Below are 21,360 nucleotides of genomic sequence, written 5' to 3'. Positions count from 1 at the left end.
GCTGCAATAATAAGGGCATGCGCCGCACCCTGAAAAAATACCTGCCCGATCACGAAACGATACGCCGGAACCCTTGGCTGAAGCCGTTCGAGTCGTCGCTGCTGCACCCGCGTTTATGGCATCTGAATCGCCACTCGGCCGCCGGCGCGGTAGCCGCCGGCCTGTTTTGCGGCTTGATCCCGGGGCCGTTGCAAATGCTCGGTGCGGCGATCTGCGCCTCGGTCTTCCGCGTCAACCTGCCGCTGGCAATGCTGGTGACGCTCTACACCAACCCATTCACCATCGTGCCGCTGTATTTGCTGGCGTATCAAATCGGACGGCTGTTTCTGGGGGATGGCAACGGCTTCATCACGCCACCGGCATTCAACCCCACCGATATGGTGGCGTGGACGACAGCCATGCAAACCTGGATGCTGGCTGTCGCCAAACCGCTGGGCATTGGCCTGGTGCTGCTCGCGGCAGCATTGGCGGCTCTCGGCTACGTCGCCACTCGAGCCGCCTGGCGTATCTACCTGCTCACCGCCTGGCGGCGGCGCAGGGCACTCAGGTCCGGAAACGGGCGATAGCAGCAGTCAGGCCGTTCGACAGAGTGCGCAGGGTGTCGGCGGTTGTTGCGTTGCCATTGGCAGCCGCACTGTTCTCCTCGGCCATTTGCGCAATGCGCTCGACGTTCTGGGCAATTTCCGTGCTGGCCGCCGCCTGTTCGCGCAAGGCAACGGAGATTTCGGACACGGCATCCAGCACCTGACGCGACTGCGCCTGCACCTGACTGATCGCCTCACCAGCCAGCTGGGCTTGCTCGACGCCGGAAGATACCCGGTGGACGCCCTCTTTCATGCTGGACACCGCGGTGGCCGTACCGGTCTGGACGGCAAGGATCATGGCAGAAATTTCCTGCGTTGATTTCGCAGTCCGCTCGGCCAGCTTCCTGACTTCGTCGGCAACAACGGCAAAGCCGCGCCCCGACTCACCGGCCCGCGCCGCTTCGATGGCCGCGTTGAGCGCTAAAAGATTGGTCTGGTCGGCAATATCCTTGATGGTGCCGACGATCGCCGAAATCTGTTCCGATTGCTGGCCCAGCGCCTCGACCGCCGCCGCCGACTGATTGACGGTCTGGGCGATGCCCTGAATTTCATTGACCACGCCCTCGACGATACGACCGCCATGCGCTGCCAGCTGGTCGGACTCACGAGAATAGATCTGCGCATCCTGCGCATTCTTGGCAATGTGATCGACGCCGACCGTCATCTGCTCGACGGCTGCCGCCATGCTCGATGCCGAATCGCTTTGCGCCGATGTACCGGCGGAAATCTGCTGGCTGGAAGAAGCCAGTTGCTCGGCCGCCTGATTGAGTTGCCGAACATCGCCCTGAATGCCGCCAAGCAGTTTGCGGAATGAAGCGGCCATGCCGTTGAAATCCTTGCCGGCAGCATGCAGCTCATCGGCACCGTTGGCATCGAATTCAGCCGTCAGATCGCCATCGGCCAGACGTCGGGCACCCTGGGAGAAATCTCCGACGCTGTTGATCACCGAATAATAGGTGCCGAAACCAAGATAGCCGACGACCAAGGCGACGAGCACCGACAAGCCGACTTCGAACATCAACACCTTGCGGGCCTGATTCATCCGCCCCTGCAATTGCTGTTCAAACTGGGGGATCAGCGTATCGAACATCATCTTGTAACCCTGATCGATCAGCGCTGTTGTCGAGGCAAAATATTCCTGGGCTGGCGTCTGGAAACGCTCGCTAAGAATATCTTCGCGCACCAGGGCGAATATCTTTTGAACATCGGAAGTAAATGCCTGCTGAGGGCCGGAGAGGTTGCCCCGAATCGTCGGCGCATATTGCGCCACCTTATCCAGATTGATGTTCTGTGCACGCAAGGTGCTGGACATTTCAGCCAAGGTCGAAGCCATGTCGATCTTCATCGCCGGTGAAATTTCTTTCTTCGCCAGCACACCGGTACCCCGTGCTCTCGTCTGCCCCAGACGCTCCAGCATCGCTGGCATCTTGATGACCACGGTATCCATCATGTAATACGTATCCATCACCGGATCCAGGGTCAACTCGGTGCTGTCAGCCACATCGACCATGAACAGAAGGACTTGGTCGATCAGTCGATTGTGGAAAGCGATATTTTCCGCGACGCTCCATGTCAGGCCTTGGGCCCGCAAAGTTTCAATATCCGTGCGAATCTTTTGCCAGGCTGGCATCTGGCGCAGGTTAGCGTTCAGAGCCGCCTCGGTAGCCGCCTGAGCTTCCTGCACTTCCTTTTCCTTGGCTCCCCGCTTGTCCTTCATCGCCTCGTTGCCACCCAGAACGCCAGCAGAAAGACCACGGTGTTGCTGGATGTACTGAACCATGCGGTTCATCGGCTTGAGCATCTGGACACCACTCAGCTCATTCCGGGCAGTTTCGATATCGCGACTCAGATTCGTAAACACGGAGTACAACAAGACAAGCATGACCACCGAGACTGCTGCACCAAGCAGCAGGAACTTGCTGTTGTAGCGAAGGCGGTTCATCAGTGCGACGGCTGGGGAAAATAAGGCTTGCATTTACGGTCTCCTCACCTGGAGGTGCTAGTGGCGATAGTTGATTTTAATTTGAAACAGTTTTCTTCAATCTAACATTTATTAAATTATTCGCAGAGAACGCCGTCATTCAAATTGAGTATCCGGTCGGCCTTGGCCGCCAGTTGCTGGTCGTGCGTCACCACAATCAGGCTGACCTGCTGCTGACGAACCCGTTCTATCAGCAAACCGAAGACGACTGATGCCGTATGACTATCCAGGTTGCCTGTTGGTTCATCGGCCAGCAAACACGATGGATCGCTGACCAGGGCACGGGCAATGGCGGCACGCTGACGTTCGCCACCGGATAGCTCGCCGGGCCGGTGTTCCAGCCGATGCCCCAGGCCGACCGCCGTCAGGATTTCAGCCGCCTGGGCCAGTGCCGCATGACGCTCCATGCGGCGAATCAGCAAGGGCATGGCCACATTTTCAAGGGCTGAAAACTCGGCCAGCAAATGGTGAAACTGATAGACGAAGCCAAGATGCCGGTTGCGCCAGTCGCCTCGATCCACCTCGCCAAGCGACGAAAAATCGCGCCCCATCAGCGTCACACTACCGGCCGACGGCGTATCCAGCCCACCCAGCAGGTGCAGCAGGGTGCTTTTCCCGGAACCGGAAGCGCCGATGATGGCCACCGTTTCGCCGGGTTGAACGACCAGATCAATGCCGGACAGGACAGGCACTTCCAGCCCGCCACCGCGAAACACCTTGGACACCCCGCGGGCGATCAGAATGGGCTCACTCATAGCGCAGCGCCTCCGCCGGATTGACCCGCGATGCCTTCCAGCTGGGGTACAGCGTGGCGAGCAGCGCCAGCACGAAGGCAATCAGCGTCACGCCCCAGACATCGCTCCACAACAACTCGGAAGGTAGGTCGGAAATGTAATAAACCTCTTTCGAGAGGAAATGCACGCCGAGCATTCTTTCGATAAACGGCACCACGACATCGATATTCAGCGCCAGCAGCACGCCGCCAACGATCCCCAGGCCCAGCCCGATGAAACCGACCAGCGCCCCCTGGATGACAAAAATTCCCATGATCGACAGTGGCCGCGCCCCCAGCGTGCGCAGGATGGCGATGTCGGCCTGTTTGTCGGTCACCGCCATGACCAGCGTCGACACAAGGTTGAAGGCTGCGACGGCAACGATCAGCGACAGGATGATGAACATCATGTTCTTCTCGATCTGCACGGCGCGGAAGAAATTGGCGTGGCTCTTGGTCCAGTCGTTCAGGTAGGCATCGGCATCGATGTAACGGACGAGTTCGCGGGCAATACGCGGCGCCTGGAAGAGATCGTCAACCTTCAGCCGCACGCCACTGACCCGGTCTTCCATCTGGTAAAGCTTCTGCGCATCTTCAAGGTTGATCAGCGCCAGCCCCGAGTCGTACTCATACATGCCGACCTCGAAGATGCCGACCACTTTGAACGATTTCAGGCGCGGCACGACGCCAGCCGGCGTCACCGTGCCCTGCGGCGCAATCAGGGTCACCTTGTCGCCGGTAAAGACACGCAGAGAACGGGCCAGATCAGCACCGAGCACGACGCCGAACTCACCCGGCCGCAGATCGTCGAGGCTGCCGCTCTGGATGGTCTTGCGGAAATCAGCCACCCGATCTTCCTGATCGGGCAGGATGCCGCGGACGATCGTTCCCTTGACCGTGCCATCAACGGTGAACATCCCCTGCGACTGCACGAAAGGCGCGCTCGCCCTGACTTCCGGATGCTTCATCGCCTGCTCGGCCACCGCCGGCCAGTTGGGCAGTTCGCCGCTGATACCCGTGATCTGGATGTGCGAAGCGACCCCGAGAATGCGTGTCCGCAATTCTTTCTGGAAGCCGTTCATCACCGACAGCACGACGATCAGCGCGGCCACACCGAGGCCAATGCCGAGCATCGAGATCAGCGAAATGAATGAAATGAAATGATTGCGTCGTTTGGCGCGCGTATAGCGCAGGCCGATCAACAGCTCGTAAGGCAATGCCATGCGTATAACACCGGGCGGGGAAAGTCGCTATGGTACACTTTTTGGTTGCCAACCCCTTGCCTGCTGCCCGTGCGCCTCACCCTGCTTGTCCCAGAACTAATCTGGCCTGAACCGAATGACCAACTGACGCTCGGGAAACTCGCTGCCCCGGGATTCGAATGGCTGGCCGCCCGTGCCGCTTTCGAGCGCCAGGCCAAACTGCCTTTCGAAACCGCCCTCGCCCGCCAGTTTGGTCTCGACAACGCCCCCTTTGGCGCCCTGCGCCGGCTCGGGGAAACCGCTAGCCAGCCCGCCGGCGACGGCCACTGGCTGTGCGCCGACCCGGTGCACCTGCGCTTTCATCACGAACGGATAATTCTGGCCGATGCCGGCGCCTTCGATCTGGAAGAGGATGAAGCGCACGCCATCGTTGCCTCGCTCAATGCCGAGTTTGCCGACATCGGCCAGTTTCACGTCAGCACGGCCCGGCGCTGGTATCTGCGGCTGAATACGCCGGTCGATCACCATGCCGAGCCACTTTCCACCATCGCCGGCCGTCGCCTGGACAACGAACTGACGGACAAAAATGGCGTACTGACGCGCTGGCTGAACGAAGTCCAGATGTACCTGCACGGCCACCCGGTCAACGAACGGCGGCAAGCGGAAGGCAAACCGGCCGTCAACAGCCTGTGGCTGTGGGGCGGCGGCACTTTGCCGACCTTGGCGAAACCCGACTATTCCACCGTCTGGAGCAGCAACCCGCTGGCCACCGGCCTGGCCTGTGCCAGTGGCACGCCGACCCAGCCTTGCCCGAACGGACTGGCCGCCCTCCTGGCGAACGCTGCAGCCGAACAAAACCAGCTCGTTGTCCTCGACAGTCTGTTGCCCCCCGTGCTTTACGAAGATGGCCCGGGCTGGCGGGATGCCTGGCAAAAGCTGGACAGCGACTGGTTCGTACCGCTACGTGCTGCACTCAGCCGTCAGGTCGAAACACTGACCATCGTTGCCCCGACCATCTACGGCCAGTTGACCTGGACACTGCACGGCAAGGACCGCTGGAAATTCTGGCGCAAGCCGCACCCGCTCGCCACGCTTGCCAAGGATCTGGCCGAAGGAACCCCCACGTGACCAATATCACCACCCGCAGCAGCTCGCCCCGCGTCGTCTGGCAGCTCGAGCAGCAAGGCCTGCACCCGCTGCTTGCCCGGCTTTATGCCGCCCGCGGTATCAAGGACAAGTCGGAACTCGATTACGAACTGAAATCGCTGATTCCGCCCACGGCGCTGACTCACGCCACCGATGCCGCCCAATTACTGGCCGATGCCATCGAGGCCGAAGCGAAGATGCTAATCATCGGCGACTACGATTGCGATGGCGCCACCGCCACGGCCGTCGGCATACGTGCACTGAAATCGCTGGGTGCCGATGTCGATTTTCTGCTGCCCGATCGTTTCAAGCTGGGCTACGGCCTGTCGCCGGAAATCGTCGACGTCGCCGCCGAGCAGTCGCCCGACCTGATCATCACCGTCGACAACGGCATCGCCAGCCTCGAAGGCGTCGCCCGCGCCCAGCAGCACGGCATCGCGACGCTGATTACCGACCATCATCTGCCGGCGGCAACGCTGCCTGACGCCGACTGCATCGTGAACCCGAACCAGCCCGGCTGCGATTTCCCGTCGAAATGCATCGCCGGTGTCGGCGTCATGTTCTACGTCATGCTCGCCCTGCGCGCCGAGTTGCGCGAACGCGGTTATTTTGCCGATCGCCCGGAACCCAATTTCGCCAACCTGCTCGACCTCGTCGCCCTCGGCACCGTCGCCGACGTCGTCAAACTGGATCGCAACAACCGCATCCTGGTCAGCCAGGGCCTGAAGCGGATGCGCGCTGGCCAGATGCAGCCCGGCATCGCCGCCCTGTTCAAGGCCGCCGCCCGCGACCCGAAGCGCGCCACCGCCTTCGACCTCGGCTTCCTGCTCGGCCCCCGGCTGAACGCCGCCGGCCGGCTGGCCGACATGCGCCTCGGCGTTGAATGCCTGCTCACCGATGACCCGAGCCGCGCCCTGCAAATCGCCCAGGAACTCGACACGTTGAACCGCGAACGTCGCGAAATCGAAGCCGGCATGCAGGAGCAGGCGCTAATCCTGCTCGAATCGCTGGACGTCGCCAACGCCGCCCCCGGTATCGCCCTGTTCGACGCGAGCTGGCACGAAGGCGTGGTCGGCATCCTCGCTTCGCGCATCAAGGACAAGCTGCACCGCCCGGTCTTCGCCTTCGCCCCGGGCGAAGGCGGTATCGTCAAGGGTTCCGGTCGCTCGATTCCCGGCCTGCACCTGCGCGATGCGCTCGATCTCGTCGCCAAGCGCGCCCCCGGCCTGCTCGTCCGCTTTGGCGGCCACGCCATGGCAGCCGGCGCAACACTCAAGGAAGAAGACTTCGAGCGATTCAGCCAGCTCTTCGCGGAAGTTGCGGCTGAACTGCTCGCCCCGGCCGACCTCACCCGCACGCTGGAAACTGACGGCAACCTAGAAGGCGGCTACATCTCGCTGGAAACCGCCCGCCTGCTGGAAAACGAAATCTGGGGCCAAGGCTTCCCGGCGCCGTTGTTCATGGACGATTTCGACGTCGAACAGCAGCGCGTGCTCAAGGAAAAGCACCTCAAGCTGCGCCTGCGCAAAGGCGACACCCGGATCGATGCCATCCAGTTCAACTTCAGCACCCAACCGGGCAGCCGCACCCGCGTCGCCTACCGGCTGGCGATCAACGAATACATGGGCGTCGAAAGCCCGCAACTGATGGTTGAGCATCTGGAATAAAAAAGGGGGCGGCACGCCCCCTTGTAGCGGATCACTGCCTTATCCGATCAGTAACGCACGCCCGCCGGCGGCGTGAACGAATCCAGCGCATGCAAATAAGCAGCCCGCGCAAAGGCACTCGGGTTCGGTGAATTCTGCTGGCTCATCGAGCCTTTCATCTGCGCCACCGAAGTGTATTCACGCTCATCGAGCCAGCGCGCCATACCCGCGAGGACCTCGCTCAGCGCCTGGGGGCCGCGTTTGAGCAGGGCGCTGGCCATGTGCACCACGTCGGCGCCGGCCAGCAGCATTTTCAAGGCATCTTCCGCGGCATGAACGCCACCGGTAGCGGCAAGCGACAGCCTGGTGCTGCCACGCAGGATGGCGATCCAGCGCATGGCCAGCAGGGTGTCGGCCGACGACGACAGTTGCACGCGATCGACCACACTCAAGGTTTCGAGATCGATATCGGGCTGGAAAAAGCGGTTGAACAGCGAAACCCCCGCCGCTCCGGCGTTTTCGATCTGATGGACGAAATGCGGCAGAGAAGAGAAGAAGGGCGAGAGCTTCATGCCGATTGGAATGCTGACCGTCGTCTTCAACTCCTGCAGCAAGGAGAGGTGGTGATCCTCGATGGCCTCGCAGGAAACTTTCGGATCGCTCGGCATGTACCAGGCGTTCAGTTCAAGGGCATCGGCCCCTGCCCCCTGCATTTCCTTGCCCAGCTCAACCCAGCCGCTCAGCGATGAGCCATTCAGGCTGGCGATCACCGGGATGGACAGGCGCGACTTGAGGCGCTGGATCTGTTCGAGATAGCTATCGAGCCGGCTCTGGTAGTCGTGGCCGAAAGGCAGATGGCCGGCGGCCTCGCCGAAAGTGTCGGGGTGCACCAGGAAACGGTCGATCATCTGCTCGTCGTGGCGCACATCCTCTTCAAACAGTGAATGCATGACGATGGCTGCGGCACCGGCATCTTCGAGATGCAGCACGGCATCCAGATCGTGGCTGAGCGGGGTTGATGACGGCACCAGCGGATTTTTCAGCGACAGGCCGAGGTAGGTCGTTGACAGATCAGGCATTGGGCTCTTCCTTGTTGTCTGCGGCCGCCTGGGCCTCTTTCACTTTCTCGTCGATGGCCGCTTCGGGCAGCACCATTTCCGACAGTTCGACATATTCCTGATGGCGCAGGCGGGCATCCTTGCCGGCTTGCGCCATGAAGTAGACCGAAGCGTCGGGCTTCAGCCGCTCAAGGATGGTAAAGCGCGCCTCGTTGCGGGCGAAATCGCTGAACGGAATGCTCGGCGCCGCGCTGTCGACCGTTAGCGGATTCTCGCCCTGCTGACGCCGGCGCGGGTCGTAGCGGAGCAAGGGCCAGTGACCTGATTTCACGGCCAGATCCTGCTGGCGATGATTGTTCGACAGATCGACGCCATGCGCGATGCACGGGCTGTAGGCGATGATGATCGAGACGCCGGGGTAGCTTTCGGCATCGAGGAAGGCCTTGAGCGTATGGACATCCTTGGCGCCGTAGGCGACTTGGGCGACATAGACGTTCTCGTAGTCCATGGCGATGCGGGCCAGATCCTTCTTGCGGTTCGGCTGGCCGCCAGCAGCGAACTTGGCGACGGCACCGCGCGGCGTGGCCTTGGAATTCTGGCCACCGGTGTTGGAATAGACCTCGGTATCGAGGACGAGAATATTGACGTCCTCGCCGGACGACAGCACGTGGTCGAGGCCGCCGAAACCGATATCGTAGGCCCAGCCATCGCCACCGATGATCCACACGCTGCGCCGGATCAGGTATTCGGCCACGGCAGCCAGCTGGTCGGCGGCGGGTGTGCCGATCGCCGACAGCTTGGCCTGCAACTGGGCGACCCGTTCACGTTGGTCGTGAATGCCGGCTTCGCTGCTCTGATCGGCGTTCAGCAGCGCTTGCACCTGGGCATCGCCGATCTCCAGCGCCATGGCCCGCAGTTGCACGCGGGCTGCTTCGGCCAGCTGGTTGGTGGCAATGCGCATGCCGAGGCCGAACTCGGCGTTGTCCTCGAACAGCGAATTGCTCCAGGCCGGGCCGCGGCCGTTGGCATCGGTGGTGTACGGCGTGGTCGGCAGATTGCCGCCGTAGATCGACGAGCAGCCGGTGGCGTTGGCAACCAGCATGCGGTCGCCGAACAACTGCGTGGCGAGCCGGATGTAAGGCGTTTCGCCACAGCCGACACAGGCGCCGGAAAACTCGAACATCGGCTGCAACAGCATCGAACCCGGGATGGTGTTGCGCTTGGCGACAGTGCGATCGTAGGCGGGCAGTTTCAGGAAGAAATCCCAGTTCTCCGCTTCCGGCGCGCGCAGCGGCGGCTGTTCGGCCATGTTGATCGCCTTGCGCGAGACGTTGGACTTGTCGCGGATCGGGCAGACCTCGACGCACAGCGTGCAGCCGGTGCAATCCTCGGGCGCCACCTGGTAGCTCATCTTCCAGCCGGCCGGGTAATCCTTGCTGCGGATCGCCATGGTCTTGAAGGTGGCCGGCGCTTCGGCCAGCAGCTCGGGCGGGAAAGCCTTGGCGCGGATGGCGGAATGCGGGCAGACAAAAACGCACTTGCCGCACTGGGTGCAGAGGTCGGTTTCGAGAACCGGAATTTCAAGCGCCAGATTGCGTTTCTCGTACTTGGCCGTACCGGTCGGGAAGGTGCCGTCGACCGGGAAGACCGAGACCGGCAGGCTGTCACCCTTGCCGGCGATCATCGGCAAGGTCAGCTTGCGGACGAATTCGGAGGCTTGCTGGACGGTGCGTTGGGGGATGCGAATTTCAGACGCAGCAAACTCGGCCGGCACCGGCACTTCATGCAGGCAGACCAGCGTCTTGTCGATGGCCTTGTAGTTCAGTTCGGCGATGCGCCGGCCCTTGCGGCCATAGGTCTTTTCGACGGCATGCTTGATCGCCGCGATGGCTTCGTCCTGCGGCAGGATGCCGGAGATGGCGAAGAAGCAGGTCTGCATCACGGTATTGATGCGCCGGCCCATGTCGGCCTCCAGTGCGACCTGATAGGCATCGATGACGTAAAAGTGGATGCGCTTGGCGATCATCTGCTGCTGCATCGCAGCCGACAGCGTGGCCCAAACCCCGTCGGCAGGTACCGAGGTGTTGAGCAGGAAAACCGCGCCCGGTGCGGCGTGCGCCAGCAGGTCGTGGGTTTCGAGGAAGAGCGGCTGGTGGCAGGCGATGAACTTGGCATCGCCTTCGCCGGTCAGGTAGGTCGAACGAATCGGCTGCGGCCCGAAGCGCAGGTGCGAGACGGTCATCGCGCCGGATTTCTTGGAGTCGTAGACAAAATAGCCCTGGGCAAAGAGTTCGGTTTCGTCACCAATGATCTTGATCGAATTCTTGTTGGCCGACACCGTGCCGTCCGAACCCAAGCCGTAGAAAACCGCACCGAAGGTTTCGCGCACGGCATCGCTACGGAAAGTCGAGTCATAGGGCAGCGACAGATGCGTCACATCGTCGTTGATGCCCACGGTGAAACGACGTTGCGGCAAGGTTTTGTTCAAGGCCTCGAACACGGCACAAACCATGGCCGGGTTGAATTCCTTGGAGGCCAGCCCGTAACGCCCACCAACCACTTTGGGCAGCGTGGCGAAACGTGGCGACTCACCGGCCGCATTCTCGGCCAGCGCGACAAGCACATCCTTGAACAGCGGCTCGCCATCGGCACCCGGCTCCTTGCAGCGGTCGAGCACGGCAATCGACCGGGTTGTCGTCGGCAGCGCCGCGAGCAGCGCCTCCGGCGCCCACGGCCGGTAGAGCCGAACCTTGAGCAGGCCGACCTTTTCACCTTGCCGGTTCATGTGCTCGACCGTTTCCTGCGCGGTTTCCGCCCCCGAGCCCATCAGGATGATGACGCGTTCGGCATCGGGCGCACCGACGTAATCGAACAGCCTGTATTGCCGACCAGTCGCCGCGCCGAACTCGTCCATGGCCTGCTGGACGATGCCCGGGAAGGCATCGAACCACGGGTTCTGCGCCTCGCGAGCCTGAAAGAAGACATCGGGATTCTGCGAACTGCCGCGCAGTACCGGATGTTCCGGCGACAGCGAACGGTGGCGCTGGGCGGCGATCAACTCCGGCGGCAGCATTTTGCGCAAGACGTCATCGCCCACCGCCGTAATCTTGGCCACTTCGTGCGAGGTGCGGAAACCGTCAAAAAAATGCAGCACCGGCAGGCGCCCGGACAGCGTTGCCGCCGAGGCGATGGCCGCCATGTCCTGCGCCTCCTGCACCGAATTCGAGGCAAGCAGTGCGAAGCCAGTACCACGCGTCGCCATCACATCGGAATGGTCGCCGAAGATCGACAAGGCGTGGGTAGCGATGGCGCGGGCCGCTACATGGAAAACCGTCGGCGTCAGTTCGCCGGCAATCTTGTACATGTTGGGAATCATCAGCAGCAGGCCCTGCGAAGCCGTGAAGGTCGTCGCCAGCGACCCAGCCTGCAGTGCGCCATGGACAGTACCGGCAGCACCACCTTCAGACTGCAGCTCGACGACGCGGGGAACGCAGCCCCAGACGTTGGTCTTGCCTTGCGCTGCCCATTCATCGGACAGCTCGCCCATGCCGGACGACGGTGTGATCGGGTAAATGGCGATCACTTCAGAAACGCGGTAAGCCACGTTGGCGACGGCTTCGTTACCGTCGATGGTCAACATCTTGTTCATGTTCAATCCTGCCCTGAAAGGTGTGCCGCCCTGGGAGGTGATTGCTTCCACTTGATTTTGTTGCGGCGCAGCACCTTGATTCTACGCCCGCGCAGCAAGCATTTCAGCCATCCGGAATGAAAAATATGCGGCCGCATGTTGCCATGCGATGACCTGCCCTAAACCTTTATAATGTCCGGTTTTCAAGTATCTGGACGCCCCATCATGGAAGCCGAACACATCAACAGCATCTCCAACAAGCTCGACGATCTGGCGCAGCGCGCCGCCGAGCTGCGGAGGTATCTTTGACTACGATCAGAAACGCGAGCGCCTGACCCTCCTCACCCAGGAGATGGAAGACCCGAAGATCTGGGACGACGCCAAGCGCGCCCAAGAGCTCGGGCGCGAGAAGAAATCGCTGGAAAACATCGTGCTGGTGCTGGAAGAAGTCGCCACCGGCCTCAACGACGGCCGCGAGCTGTTCGACATGGGCAAGGAAGATGGCGACGAAGACACCCTGCTCGCCGTCGAGGCCGATAACGCCGAGATCGAAGCCAAGGTCGCCGCCCTCGAATTCCGCCGCATGTTCAACAACCCGTCCGACCCGATGCCCTGCTTTCTGGAAATCCAGGCCGGCGCGGGTGGTACCGAAGCCCAGGACTGGGCCTCGATGCTGCTGCGCATGTACTTGAAGTACGGCGAGAAGAAGGGGTTCACCGTCGAGGTGATGGAAGAATCCGAAGGCGACGTCGCCGGCCTGAAGAGTGCCACCGTCAAGTTCACCGGCGATTACGCCTACGGCACGCTGCGCACCGAAACCGGCATCCATCGCCTGGTTCGCAAGTCGCCGTTCGACTCCAACGCCCGCCGCCATACGTCGTTTACCAGCGTTTTCGTCTTCCCGGAAGTCGATGACTCGATCGAGATCAACATCAACCCGGCCGACGTGCGCACCGACACCTACCGCGCTTCCGGCGCCGGCGGTCAGCACATCAACAAGACCGACTCCGCCGTGCGTCTGACCCACGTCCCGACCGGCATCGTTGTGCAGTGCCAGAACGACCGTTCGCAGCACCGCAACCGCGACGAAGCCTGGCAGATGCTGCGCGCCCGCATCTACGAGTTCGAACTGCGCAAGCAGCAGGCCGAGCAGCAGAAGCTGGAAGACGCCAAGTCCGACATCGGCTGGGGCCACCAGATCCGCTCCTACGTGCTCGACCAGTCGCGCATCAAGGATCTGCGCACCAACCACGAAACCGGCAACACCCAGGCCGTGCTCGATGGCGACCTCGATCCCTTCATCGAGGCCAGCCTGAAGCAAGGCGTTTAAGGCAGTGATTGCCAGCCGATGAGGCGCTTCCTCAAATGGCTGGTAATCACCCTGTTGCTGCCGCTCAGCGTAGCGGCAGCGCTGATTCTTTTTGCCACCGACCCGCAAGCGCTGGTCGACCGCGGCGAAGTAATCTCTCCGGCTTCGGTGGCTCAGGCAAAACACCTCCTCGCCGCCAACGATCCGCGGCGCCAGCAAGCCGGCGAAATCCGCACCCTGGCGATTCCCGCCGCCCTGATCGACGAAGGCATCAACTATGCGGCCAGCCGGTATCTGCATGCCCGCGGCGCCCTGGCTCTGATCGACGATACCGGAGAGGTTCGCATCACCTTCACGCTGCCCGGCAAGCGCTTCCTGAACCTGCGCGCGCTGGCCCATACGGTCGATGGCAAGCTGCGCATCGTCGATGCCAGGCTAGGCGCCATTGCTGTGCCGCCCGCCTTGGTCGAATTTGTTTTCACCAAGGCAGTGGCTGCGCTTGGCTTCGACCGTGAATGGCTGATGGCCGAAAACGCCATTCAGCACATTTCCTTCAACCAGTCACAAGCCACGGTATCGATTACCTACATCTGGGAACCGGGCATCCTCGACCGGGCGCGTGCGGTGGCCTTGTCGCCGGACGACATTGCCCGCCTGCGCGAAGCCCGGGGCTCGCTGGCAGCGCTCGTTGCCCATCGCGCGCCAGGCTCGCGAATCATCCTGTCCGACGTTCTCAAGGCCATGCTTCCTGCGTCCGGCGACCCGCTCAAACAGGGACGAGCCACTCTGCTGGTTCTGAGCAGCCATCTGGCCGACAAGGATCTGGCGGCCCTGGTGCCCGCCGCCCGAAACTGGCCGCGCGTGCGCTGGGTCAATATCACCCTGGCCGGGCGCCACGATCTGGCCCAGCATTTCGTCATCTCGGCCGCCTTCGCCGCTTGGACCGGCGAGCCGGTGGCCGATGCCATCGGCCTCTATAAGGAACTGGAAGACGCCAGGCGCGGTAGCGGCTTTTCCTTCATTGATCTGGCTGCCGACCGGGCGGGCACCCGCTTTGGCGAAACCTTGCTCAGGAACCCCGAAGCGCTGCAGAAAAAAATAAAAGGGGGGCTATCCGATGAGCAACTTCTCCCGGCTGTCGGCGACCTTCCGGAATACCTGCACGAACCTGAATTCAAGCGCCGTTTCGCCAGCCATGAAAGCCCGCAGTTCAAGGCCATGACCCATGAGATCGAACGCCGCCTGGACACCCTCCCGCTCTATCGGTAATCAGCCACCATGCTCGACAACCTGTTCGCCAATCTCCCGCCCCTCGGCACCGAAGACGAAGCATTCGCCACCTTGCTGGCCGAACCCGGACTGGTTGTTCAACGCATCGTCTCGACCGGCCACTCCAGCCCGCCGGGATTCTGGTACGAGCAGCCCGAAGCCGAATGGGTATTGTTGATCAGCGGCGAAGCAAGCTTGCGCTTCGAGGACGAAAGCGAAGCCCGACTGCTGCAACCGGGCAGCTATATCGACATCGCCGCCGGTCGCCGGCACCGTGTCGAATGGACGGCGCCAGACACGCAGACCATCTGGCTAGCGATCCACCGTCCAAACGCCTGAGCAGTTCAGCCAGCCAGGCAACGCAGCATGGTCTCGAACAGCACCTCGGGCCGGATCGGCTTGGAGATGAAGTCGTTCATTCCCGCATCCAGACAGCGCTGCTTTTCGTCGGCAAAGGCATTGGCTGTCAGAGCGACAATCGGCACCCTCTCGCCCCCCGGCAAAAGCCGAATGCGTTGCGCGGCCTCCACGCCGCCCATGTTGGGCATGAGCATGTCCATCAGGATCAGCGCGTAGTCGTTGCGCCCAGCCATATCGACGGCCTCGCGACCATCGTTGGCGGTATCGATCTCGCAGTTCAAGCGGGAGAGGATGGCCTCGGCGACCTGTCGATTGACGATCTCGTCATCGACGAGCAAGAAGCGACAACCCGCGTAATCCCTGGCCAGAACAGTCTCGGCGCTCTCGGTCGCCGGCAGGGGTGCCGTCGGCCGTGCGGCAAGTACGGTGTTGCGCTTCAAGGACGCAGTAAACCAGAACACACTACCTTGCCCAAGCGTACTGGAAACCCCCGCCTCGCCCCCCATCAACTCGGCCAGCTGGCGCGTGATGGAGAGGCCGAGGCCGGACCCGCCATAACGACGGGTGGTCGAATTGTCGGCCTGGCGGAATGCCGAAAATATCTCATCCATGGCGTCCGCACTGATGCCGATGCCAGTGTCAGCCACCTCGAAGCGGAGCAGGACCGAATCCTCGCTGGCTTCCTGCGTGACAACCCGGACCTCAACGCTGCCTTCGGCGGTGAACTTGATGGCGTTTGAAACATAGTTGAGCAAAGCCTGCCGGAGCCTGACCGGGTCACCGACCAGACCGGACGGCGAATCCAGATCCCCAATCCGTACATCTAGCCCCTTCTCCGCAGCCGATTCGGCGATCATCGACAGAACTTCGCAAACGATGTTCTCGGTCGCCAGCGGAATATGCTCCAGCTCCAGCCGACCCGCCTCGATTTTGGACAGATCAAGCACATTCGTGATCAGGCCGAGCAGGTGCTGGCCCGCCGCATCGATATGCCCGACATACTTGCGCTGGGCATCATCCAGTTCGGTCCGCGAAAGAATATGGGCCATGCCGATGATGGCATTGAGCGGGGTGCGAATTTCGTGGCTCATGTTGGCCAGGAACGCCGTCTTGATCTGCTCCGCCCGCTCAGCCGCCTCCGAGGCTCGCGTCAGATAAGTCGCCAGCGCCTGCTCTTCGCTGATGTCGCGCGCCAACAGGGCGAAATGACGAACCCCGTCACCTGAATTGATTTCGACCACCGTCAATTCGACCGGGAAATACTCACCTTCGCCATGCAAACCCACCGCCTTGAGGCCGGAAACGCGTTCGCCGGCCATGACGCGCTGCATCAACTGGCCGAGCAAGGCCGGATTCTTTTCTTCAGGCAGCAACGCCGACAAAGGCTGGCCGCGCATGGTTTGCATTCTGGGCCGGAACATCTCGAGGGAGTTGTCATCCATCGACACGATGACCCCGTCCGTGCCAACCACCACCACACCGAGCGCCGTTGCTGCCAGCAACATCTGGCTGCGCTCGACGGCACGCTTCCGGGCCAGCAGGTTATGCAAGCGGGCACGCATTTCCTCGGCCAGGATCGGCTTCTGGACATAATCATCGACCCCGAGCTGGAACAACTCGATCCGCCGCAGCGGATTATCGAAGGCAGTCACCGCGAGGACCGGCGTACCGCCCTTGGGCAAAGGCAGGCGACGAATCCGGTTGATCAGCCGTGTGCCGGTCATGTGCCCACCGAGAACGACATCGCACAACACCAGATCGTAATCGTTCGCTTCGAAAGCCAGCCACGCCTCGTCAGCCGAGGCAATGGCATCGACCGTCATGCCCCATTCGCGCAACTGGGCCTCCAGCAGGGCACGCTGATCCCTGGCATCCTCGACATAAAGAATCCGGCAGCGCATCGGTTGCAGCAATTCGACGTAATGCCGCATGAAGCGGAGCAGTTCGTCGATATCCTGCTTGCGAAAAAGCTCGGTCACACCAGAGCGGGTCGCCTGCGCAGCCAATTCGGAACTAGCACTCGATGTCAGCAAGACGATCGGTTCGACCTTGGCCCGCCCATCGGCACGCAAGGCTCTGGCCAGTTCGATACCATCGCCATCCGGCAACTGGCCTGAAATCACGAAAAAATGGAAGGTTTCGCGGGCGACCAGTTCGCGCGCCTCCTGTTGCGACAAGGCGAGTGCGACCCGAACATCCGCATAGTGGCTCAAAGCCTGCTGCAGGATGTCCCGGTAAAGATGCGTGGCATCGACGACGAGGATGTTCATTGGCCCCCCACGACTCTGTTCATGCGCAGGCAACTTTGCCTGAGGCACCGAGCACACAGCAGGCGGATTTTGGACGCTTTGCCCTTGTTCCAACCGGGTGTAATCGGCGAAAATTACGGATTCTAAGCCATAGTCGGCTTACTCATCGCATCCAAGGATTCTTCATGTCCAACCCCGAACAGCAAGCCCCGGTCCAGCAAGACGAAAACCAGCTCATCGCCGAGCGCCGCGCCAAACTGGCCGAGTGGCGCAAGACCGGGAAAGCCTTCCCGAACGACTTCCAGCGCGAGAACACCGCGGCCAAGGTCCTCGAAGGCTATGGCGAGAAGACGGCGGAAGAACTCGAAGGTCTGCCGGTTGAAGTCAAGCTGGGCGGCCGCATGATGCTCAAGCGCGTCATGGGCAAGGCATCCTTCGCCACCATTCAGGACCTGTCCGGCCGCATCCAGCTTTACATCACCCGCGACCGCGTCGGTGAAGAGGTCTATGCCGACTTCAAGACCTGGGACCTGGGTGACATCATCGGCGTCACCGGCAGCCTGATGAAGACCAAGACTGGCGAACTGTCAATCCAGGCCAGCGAAATCCGCCTGCTGACCAAGTCGCTGCGCCCCCTGCCCGACAAGTTCCACGGCCTGGCCGACCAGGAAATGAAGTATCGCCAGCGTTACGTCGATCTGATCATGAACGAGGAAACGCGCTTCACCTTCCGCGCCCGTTCGGCCATCGTCTCGTCGATCCGCAATTTCATGACCGGCCACGGCTTCATGGAAGTCGAAACGCCGATGATGCACCCGATCCCCGGCGGCGCCTCGGCCAAGCCGTTTGTCACGCATCACAACGCGCTCGACATGCAGCAGTTCCTGCGCATCGCCCCGGAGTTGTACCTGAAGCGCCTTGTGGTTGGCGGTTTCGAGAAGGTTTTCGAAATCAACCGCAACTTCCGCAACGAAGGTTTGAGCCCGCGCCACAACCCGGAATTCACGATGATGGAGTTCTACGAGGCGTACGCGAACTACCATACGCTGATGGACTTCACCGAAGGCCTGCTCCGCCACACCGCCCGCGAGGCGCTGGGCAAGGAAGTTTTCGTCTATCAGGGCCGTGAACTCGACCTGTCCAAGCCTTTCCATCGCCTGACCATCAACCAGGCCATCCAGCGCCAGCATCCGGAATTCAGTGATGCCGAGCTGGCCGATCCCGAATTCCTCAAGGCCAAGATCAAGCACTTCGGCGAGCCGCTCAAGCCGGGCGGCCTCGGCAGTCTTCAGCTGCAACTGTTCGAAGCTTGCGCCGAAGCCCAGTGCTGGGAACCGACTTTCATCATCGACTACCCGGTCGAAGTGTCGCCGCTGGCCCGTGCCTCGGATACAAATCCGGAGATTACCGAGCGCTTTGAATTGTTCATTGTTGGGCGTGAAATTGCCAATGGCTTCTCGGAGTTGAATGACGCCGAAGACCAGGCAGCGCGCTTCCAGGAACAGATGAAGGCGAAGGATGCCGGCGATGAAGAGGCGATGTATTACGACGCTGACTTCATTCGGGCGCTGGAGTATGGCCTGCCACCGACCGGTGGGTGCGGGATCGGCATTGATCGTCTGATCATGCTGCTGACGGATGCTGCAGCCATTCGCGATGTCATTCTCTTCCCCTCCATGCGTCCCGAGTAATGCGTGGCTGCGCTTGAAGATTGCTGAAGATGCAAATCCGTCAGTTGCAGATCGCCAACGACCACCTGCAGGACCGCCTGGTCCTGCGCGTCGCGACGCAGGCTGACGAGGAATATCGCGTCTGGCTGACCCGGCGTTTCCTGCGTGAGTTATGGCCACATCTGGCTGCCCTGCTTGGCAAGGTGACCACACCAGCGCCGGCGATGGCCGAGATTGAGGTTGCCGAGCAACCCAGCTTCGAACAGCCGTTCAGCGACGACAACGCCACCTATCCGCTGGGCTCGTCGCCCTTGCTGACCAGCGAGATCAAGTTCGACACCCTGAGCGATGGCAATTTCAGCCTGACTTTCCGCGAAGGCCGGGAACGCAGCTTCCAGTTGTGCCTGCCCCCCGACCTGCTGCAGGCACTCTGCGCCATGCTGCGGGCCGGCGCCGAACAGGCACAGTGGAATCTGGCACTGGACTACGCTGCGCCGACCGAGCCAGCGCCCGCTCCCGGCAACAGCCGCCCATCCCGCCTGCACTAGTGGAAAAACTGCAGCCTGCCAGGCTCGAATTCGTTGCCTACGACACGCCCTACTCGGCGGCCTTTGACGACGTTTATCACTCCGCCCTCGGCGGACCGGCGCAGGCCAGGCATGTCTTCCTGGCTGGCAACGAACTGCCGCAGCGTTGGCAGGACAAGGACCGTTTCGTCATCCTCGAAACCGGCTTCGGCACCGGACTGAATTTCCTGGCCACCTGGCAGGCCTGGCGTGATGATCCGCAACGCTGCCGCCGGCTGCACTTCATCTCCTTCGAGAAACATCCGTTCTCACTGGCCGACCTCGCCACCTGCCAGCAGGCCTGGCCGGAATTCGCCGAGCTGGCGGCCGAACTGCAGCAAAAATGGCCGCCGTTGGTGCCCGGTATGCACCGCCTGCATCTCGATGGCGGGCAGGTCATCCTGACCCTGACCTTCGGTGACGCCGCAATGCAATTGCGCACTATCGATGCCTCGGTCGATGCCTTTTACCTTGACGGCTTTTCACCGCCCAAGAATCCGGAGCTGTGGTCCCCGCATTTCTGCAAAGGGCTCGCCCGCCTGACCGCGCCCGGTGCAACCCTCGCCACCTGGTCGGTCGCCGGCCATGTCCGCCAGGCATTGAAGGACGCTGAATTCGAAGTCGCCAAACGCCCCGGCCCAGTGGGTAAGCGGCAGATGCTGGTCGGCCGCTTCCGCTCCCGTCGCCCGGATCGCCACGTCGCCCCGACCGATCGCCGGGCCATCGTCATCGGCGCCGGCATTGCCGGCAGCACCACAGCCTATGCGCTGGCTGCTGCTGGCTGGCAGGTGACGGTACTGGAGCAGGCCGAAGCTCCCGCCCAGGGCGCTTCCAGCAATCTGGCCGGCATGCTGCGCCCCTTGCCCAGTGCCGACGACAACCGTCTTTCCCGCATCACCCGTGCTGGTTTCCTGGCCACCCGTGCCCTGCTCGCCGCCCTGCCCGAAGCCCGCTGGTCGCCCTGTGGCGTGCTGCACCTCGCCCGCGAACCCGAGCATGAAGCGCAACAACGGCGGGCCGTCGAGCAACTCGGCTTCCCACCCGAACTGCTGCGATTCGTCGAGGCCGACGCAGCAAGTCGCCTGCTTGGCCAGCCAGTAAGCATTGGGGGCTGGTGGTTCCCGAACGGTGGCTGGGTGCAGCCGCCCTCGGTCTGCCGGGCCGCTCTCAGCGCCTTTCCCGAGCGCATCACGACGCACTTCAATGCCGCAGTCGACCGGATCGTTCGCACCAACGATCAATGGCATGCCCTCGAAGCCAATGGCAAGCTGCTGGCCGAAGCGCCCGTATTGGTCATGGCCAGCGGCGCTGCTGCCCCGCGTTTCGAACAGTTCGCCTGGCTGCCGCAACGTTCCGGCCGCGGCCAGGTCAGCCATCTGCCCGCAACCGGTGGCAAGCCGCTGAATACCGTGCTCTTCCAGATCGGCTACGCCATACCCGCCATTGACGGCACCCAGCTGATCGGCGCTTCTCTTTCCTACGAGGACGATGAACCTGCCGAACGCGAGGCGGACCACCGCGACAATCTGGCCCGTCTCCGGCTGACCCTGCCCGATTTCGCAGCCGGCCTCGACCCGGCGACCCTGCACGGCCGCGTCGGCTTCCGCCCGATGTCGCCAGACCGGATGCCCATTGTCGGCGCCGTGCCGGACGCCATGACCGCAACCCCCAACACCCGCCTCCACAATATTCCCCGCCAATCCGGCCTGTGGTGCGTTCAGGGCTTTGGCGCCCGAGGCATCGTCTGGTCGGCGCTGATGGCCGATCTGCTGATCAGCCAGCTCGAAGGTGAGCCGCTGCCGCTTGAGCGTGACCTCGTCGATGCGCTAGACCCCGGCCGCTTCCTGATCAAGGCTGCGCGCAGCCCGAGCGGGGAATTTCCACCGGACGAAGAGGCTACCGAACCGGCAGCATGACGTT

General features: G+C 62.1%; 15 protein-coding genes. 9 read left to right on the top strand and 6 right to left on the bottom strand.

The features are described from left to right. The first annotated feature begins 17 nt into the window (after window positions 1-17). Window positions 18-566: a DUF2062 domain-containing protein gene (locus tag KI617_RS07045; RefSeq protein WP_226451300.1), complete on the top strand. Its 549-nt coding sequence runs from the start codon at window positions 18-20 to the stop codon at window positions 564-566. Here the strand turns inward: KI617_RS07045 and KI617_RS07040 are convergent. The 3 genes from KI617_RS07040 to KI617_RS07030 all read right to left on the bottom strand — a co-directional run bounded on the left by KI617_RS07040 (window position 544) and on the right by KI617_RS07030 (window position 4,560). Beyond that, on the bottom strand, window positions 544-2,559 hold the full coding sequence (locus tag KI617_RS07040; protein WP_226451299.1) for a methyl-accepting chemotaxis protein: 2,016 nt from the start codon (window positions 2,557-2,559) through the stop codon (window positions 544-546). The two genes, KI617_RS07045 and KI617_RS07040, sit on opposite strands and share 23 nt — an antisense overlap. Before the next feature lie 83 nt (window positions 2,560-2,642). Continuing rightward, on the bottom strand, window positions 2,643-3,320 hold the full coding sequence (gene lolD / locus KI617_RS07035) for a lipoprotein-releasing ABC transporter ATP-binding protein LolD (protein ID WP_226451298.1): 678 nt from the start codon (window positions 3,318-3,320) through the stop codon (window positions 2,643-2,645). Next, window positions 3,313-4,560: a lipoprotein-releasing ABC transporter permease subunit gene (locus KI617_RS07030; protein WP_404826798.1), complete on the bottom strand. Its 1,248-nt coding sequence runs from the start codon at window positions 4,558-4,560 to the stop codon at window positions 3,313-3,315. The genes lolD and KI617_RS07030 overlap by 8 nt, the downstream gene beginning before the upstream one ends. 69 nt (window positions 4,561-4,629) lie before the next feature. On the opposite strand from KI617_RS07030, the gene KI617_RS07025 reads away from it, so the two are divergent. Both KI617_RS07025 and recJ read left to right on the top strand, forming a co-directional pair. Beyond that, window positions 4,630-5,667: a hypothetical protein gene (locus KI617_RS07025; RefSeq protein WP_226451297.1), complete on the top strand. Its 1,038-nt coding sequence runs from the start codon at window positions 4,630-4,632 to the stop codon at window positions 5,665-5,667. Next, window positions 5,664-7,352: a single-stranded-DNA-specific exonuclease RecJ gene (recJ, locus tag KI617_RS07020; protein ID WP_226451296.1), complete on the top strand. Its 1,689-nt coding sequence runs from the start codon at window positions 5,664-5,666 to the stop codon at window positions 7,350-7,352. The genes KI617_RS07025 and recJ overlap by 4 nt, the downstream gene beginning before the upstream one ends. Window positions 7,353-7,399: 47 nt before the next feature. On the opposite strand, the gene KI617_RS07015 is transcribed toward recJ, so the two are convergent. Next, the gene (locus tag KI617_RS07015) at window positions 7,400-8,410 is read right to left on the bottom strand and encodes a dihydroorotate dehydrogenase-like protein (protein WP_226451295.1); all 1,011 of its coding nucleotides are present in this window, start codon (window positions 8,408-8,410) and stop codon (window positions 7,400-7,402) included. After that, window positions 8,403-12,038 carry a pyruvate:ferredoxin (flavodoxin) oxidoreductase gene (gene nifJ, locus KI617_RS07010; RefSeq protein WP_226451294.1) on the bottom strand — a complete coding sequence of 1,212 codons (3,636 nt, stop codon included), beginning with the start codon at window positions 12,036-12,038 and terminating at the stop codon, window positions 8,403-8,405. The genes KI617_RS07015 and nifJ overlap by 8 nt, the downstream gene beginning before the upstream one ends. A gap of 204 nt (window positions 12,039-12,242) precedes the next feature. On the opposite strand from nifJ, the gene prfB reads away from it, so the two are divergent. From prfB to KI617_RS06995, 3 genes are all read left to right on the top strand, one after another. Further along, a protein-coding gene (prfB, locus tag KI617_RS07005) for a peptide chain release factor 2 (protein ID WP_226451293.1) occupies window positions 12,243-13,347 on the top strand; the annotation gives its coding sequence in 2 pieces (ribosomal slippage) (window positions 12,243-12,323 and window positions 12,325-13,347; 1,104 coding nt in all). 18 nt (window positions 13,348-13,365) lie between these two features. Further along, window positions 13,366-14,595, top strand: coding sequence for a hypothetical protein (locus KI617_RS07000; protein ID WP_226451292.1), 1,230 nt, complete (start codon window positions 13,366-13,368; stop codon window positions 14,593-14,595). Between the two features lie 9 nt (window positions 14,596-14,604). Next, window positions 14,605-14,934 carry a cupin domain-containing protein gene (locus KI617_RS06995; protein WP_226451291.1) on the top strand — a complete coding sequence of 110 codons (330 nt, stop codon included), beginning with the start codon at window positions 14,605-14,607 and terminating at the stop codon, window positions 14,932-14,934. A 5-nt stretch (window positions 14,935-14,939) separates the two neighbouring features. Here KI617_RS06995 and KI617_RS06990 read toward each other — a convergent pair whose 3' ends face one another. Beyond that, a complete protein-coding gene (locus KI617_RS06990) occupies window positions 14,940-17,225 on the bottom strand; it encodes a response regulator (RefSeq protein WP_226451290.1) in 2,286 nt (761 codons plus the stop codon). A gap of 164 nt (window positions 17,226-17,389) precedes the next feature. Between KI617_RS06990 and lysS the strand changes: the two genes are divergently transcribed. The 3 genes from lysS to mnmC are packed head-to-tail and all read left to right on the top strand — an operon-like array spanning window position 17,390 to window position 21,356. Next, window positions 17,390-18,895 (top strand): lysine--tRNA ligase, encoded by a 1,506-nt coding sequence (lysS, locus tag KI617_RS06985; RefSeq protein WP_226451289.1) that lies wholly within the window; start codon window positions 17,390-17,392, stop codon window positions 18,893-18,895. Between the two features lie 29 nt (window positions 18,896-18,924). After that, complete coding sequence (locus tag KI617_RS06980; RefSeq protein WP_226451288.1) at window positions 18,925-19,422, top strand: hypothetical protein; 498 nt, start codon at window positions 18,925-18,927, stop codon at window positions 19,420-19,422. Further along, window positions 19,422-21,356, top strand: a complete 1,935-nt coding sequence (mnmC, locus tag KI617_RS06975; protein WP_226451287.1) for a bifunctional tRNA (5-methylaminomethyl-2-thiouridine)(34)-methyltransferase MnmD/FAD-dependent 5-carboxymethylaminomethyl-2-thiouridine(34) oxidoreductase MnmC — start codon at window positions 19,422-19,424, stop codon at window positions 21,354-21,356. Before KI617_RS06980 ends, mnmC begins: the two co-directional genes overlap by 1 nt. Window positions 21,357-21,360: the final 4 nt, after the last annotated feature.

Source organism: Ferribacterium limneticum (genome assembly GCF_020510625.1).
Taxonomy (GTDB): domain Bacteria; phylum Pseudomonadota; class Gammaproteobacteria; order Burkholderiales; family Rhodocyclaceae; genus Azonexus; species Azonexus limneticus_A.
This window is presented reverse-complemented; position numbering and strand designations above follow the sequence as displayed.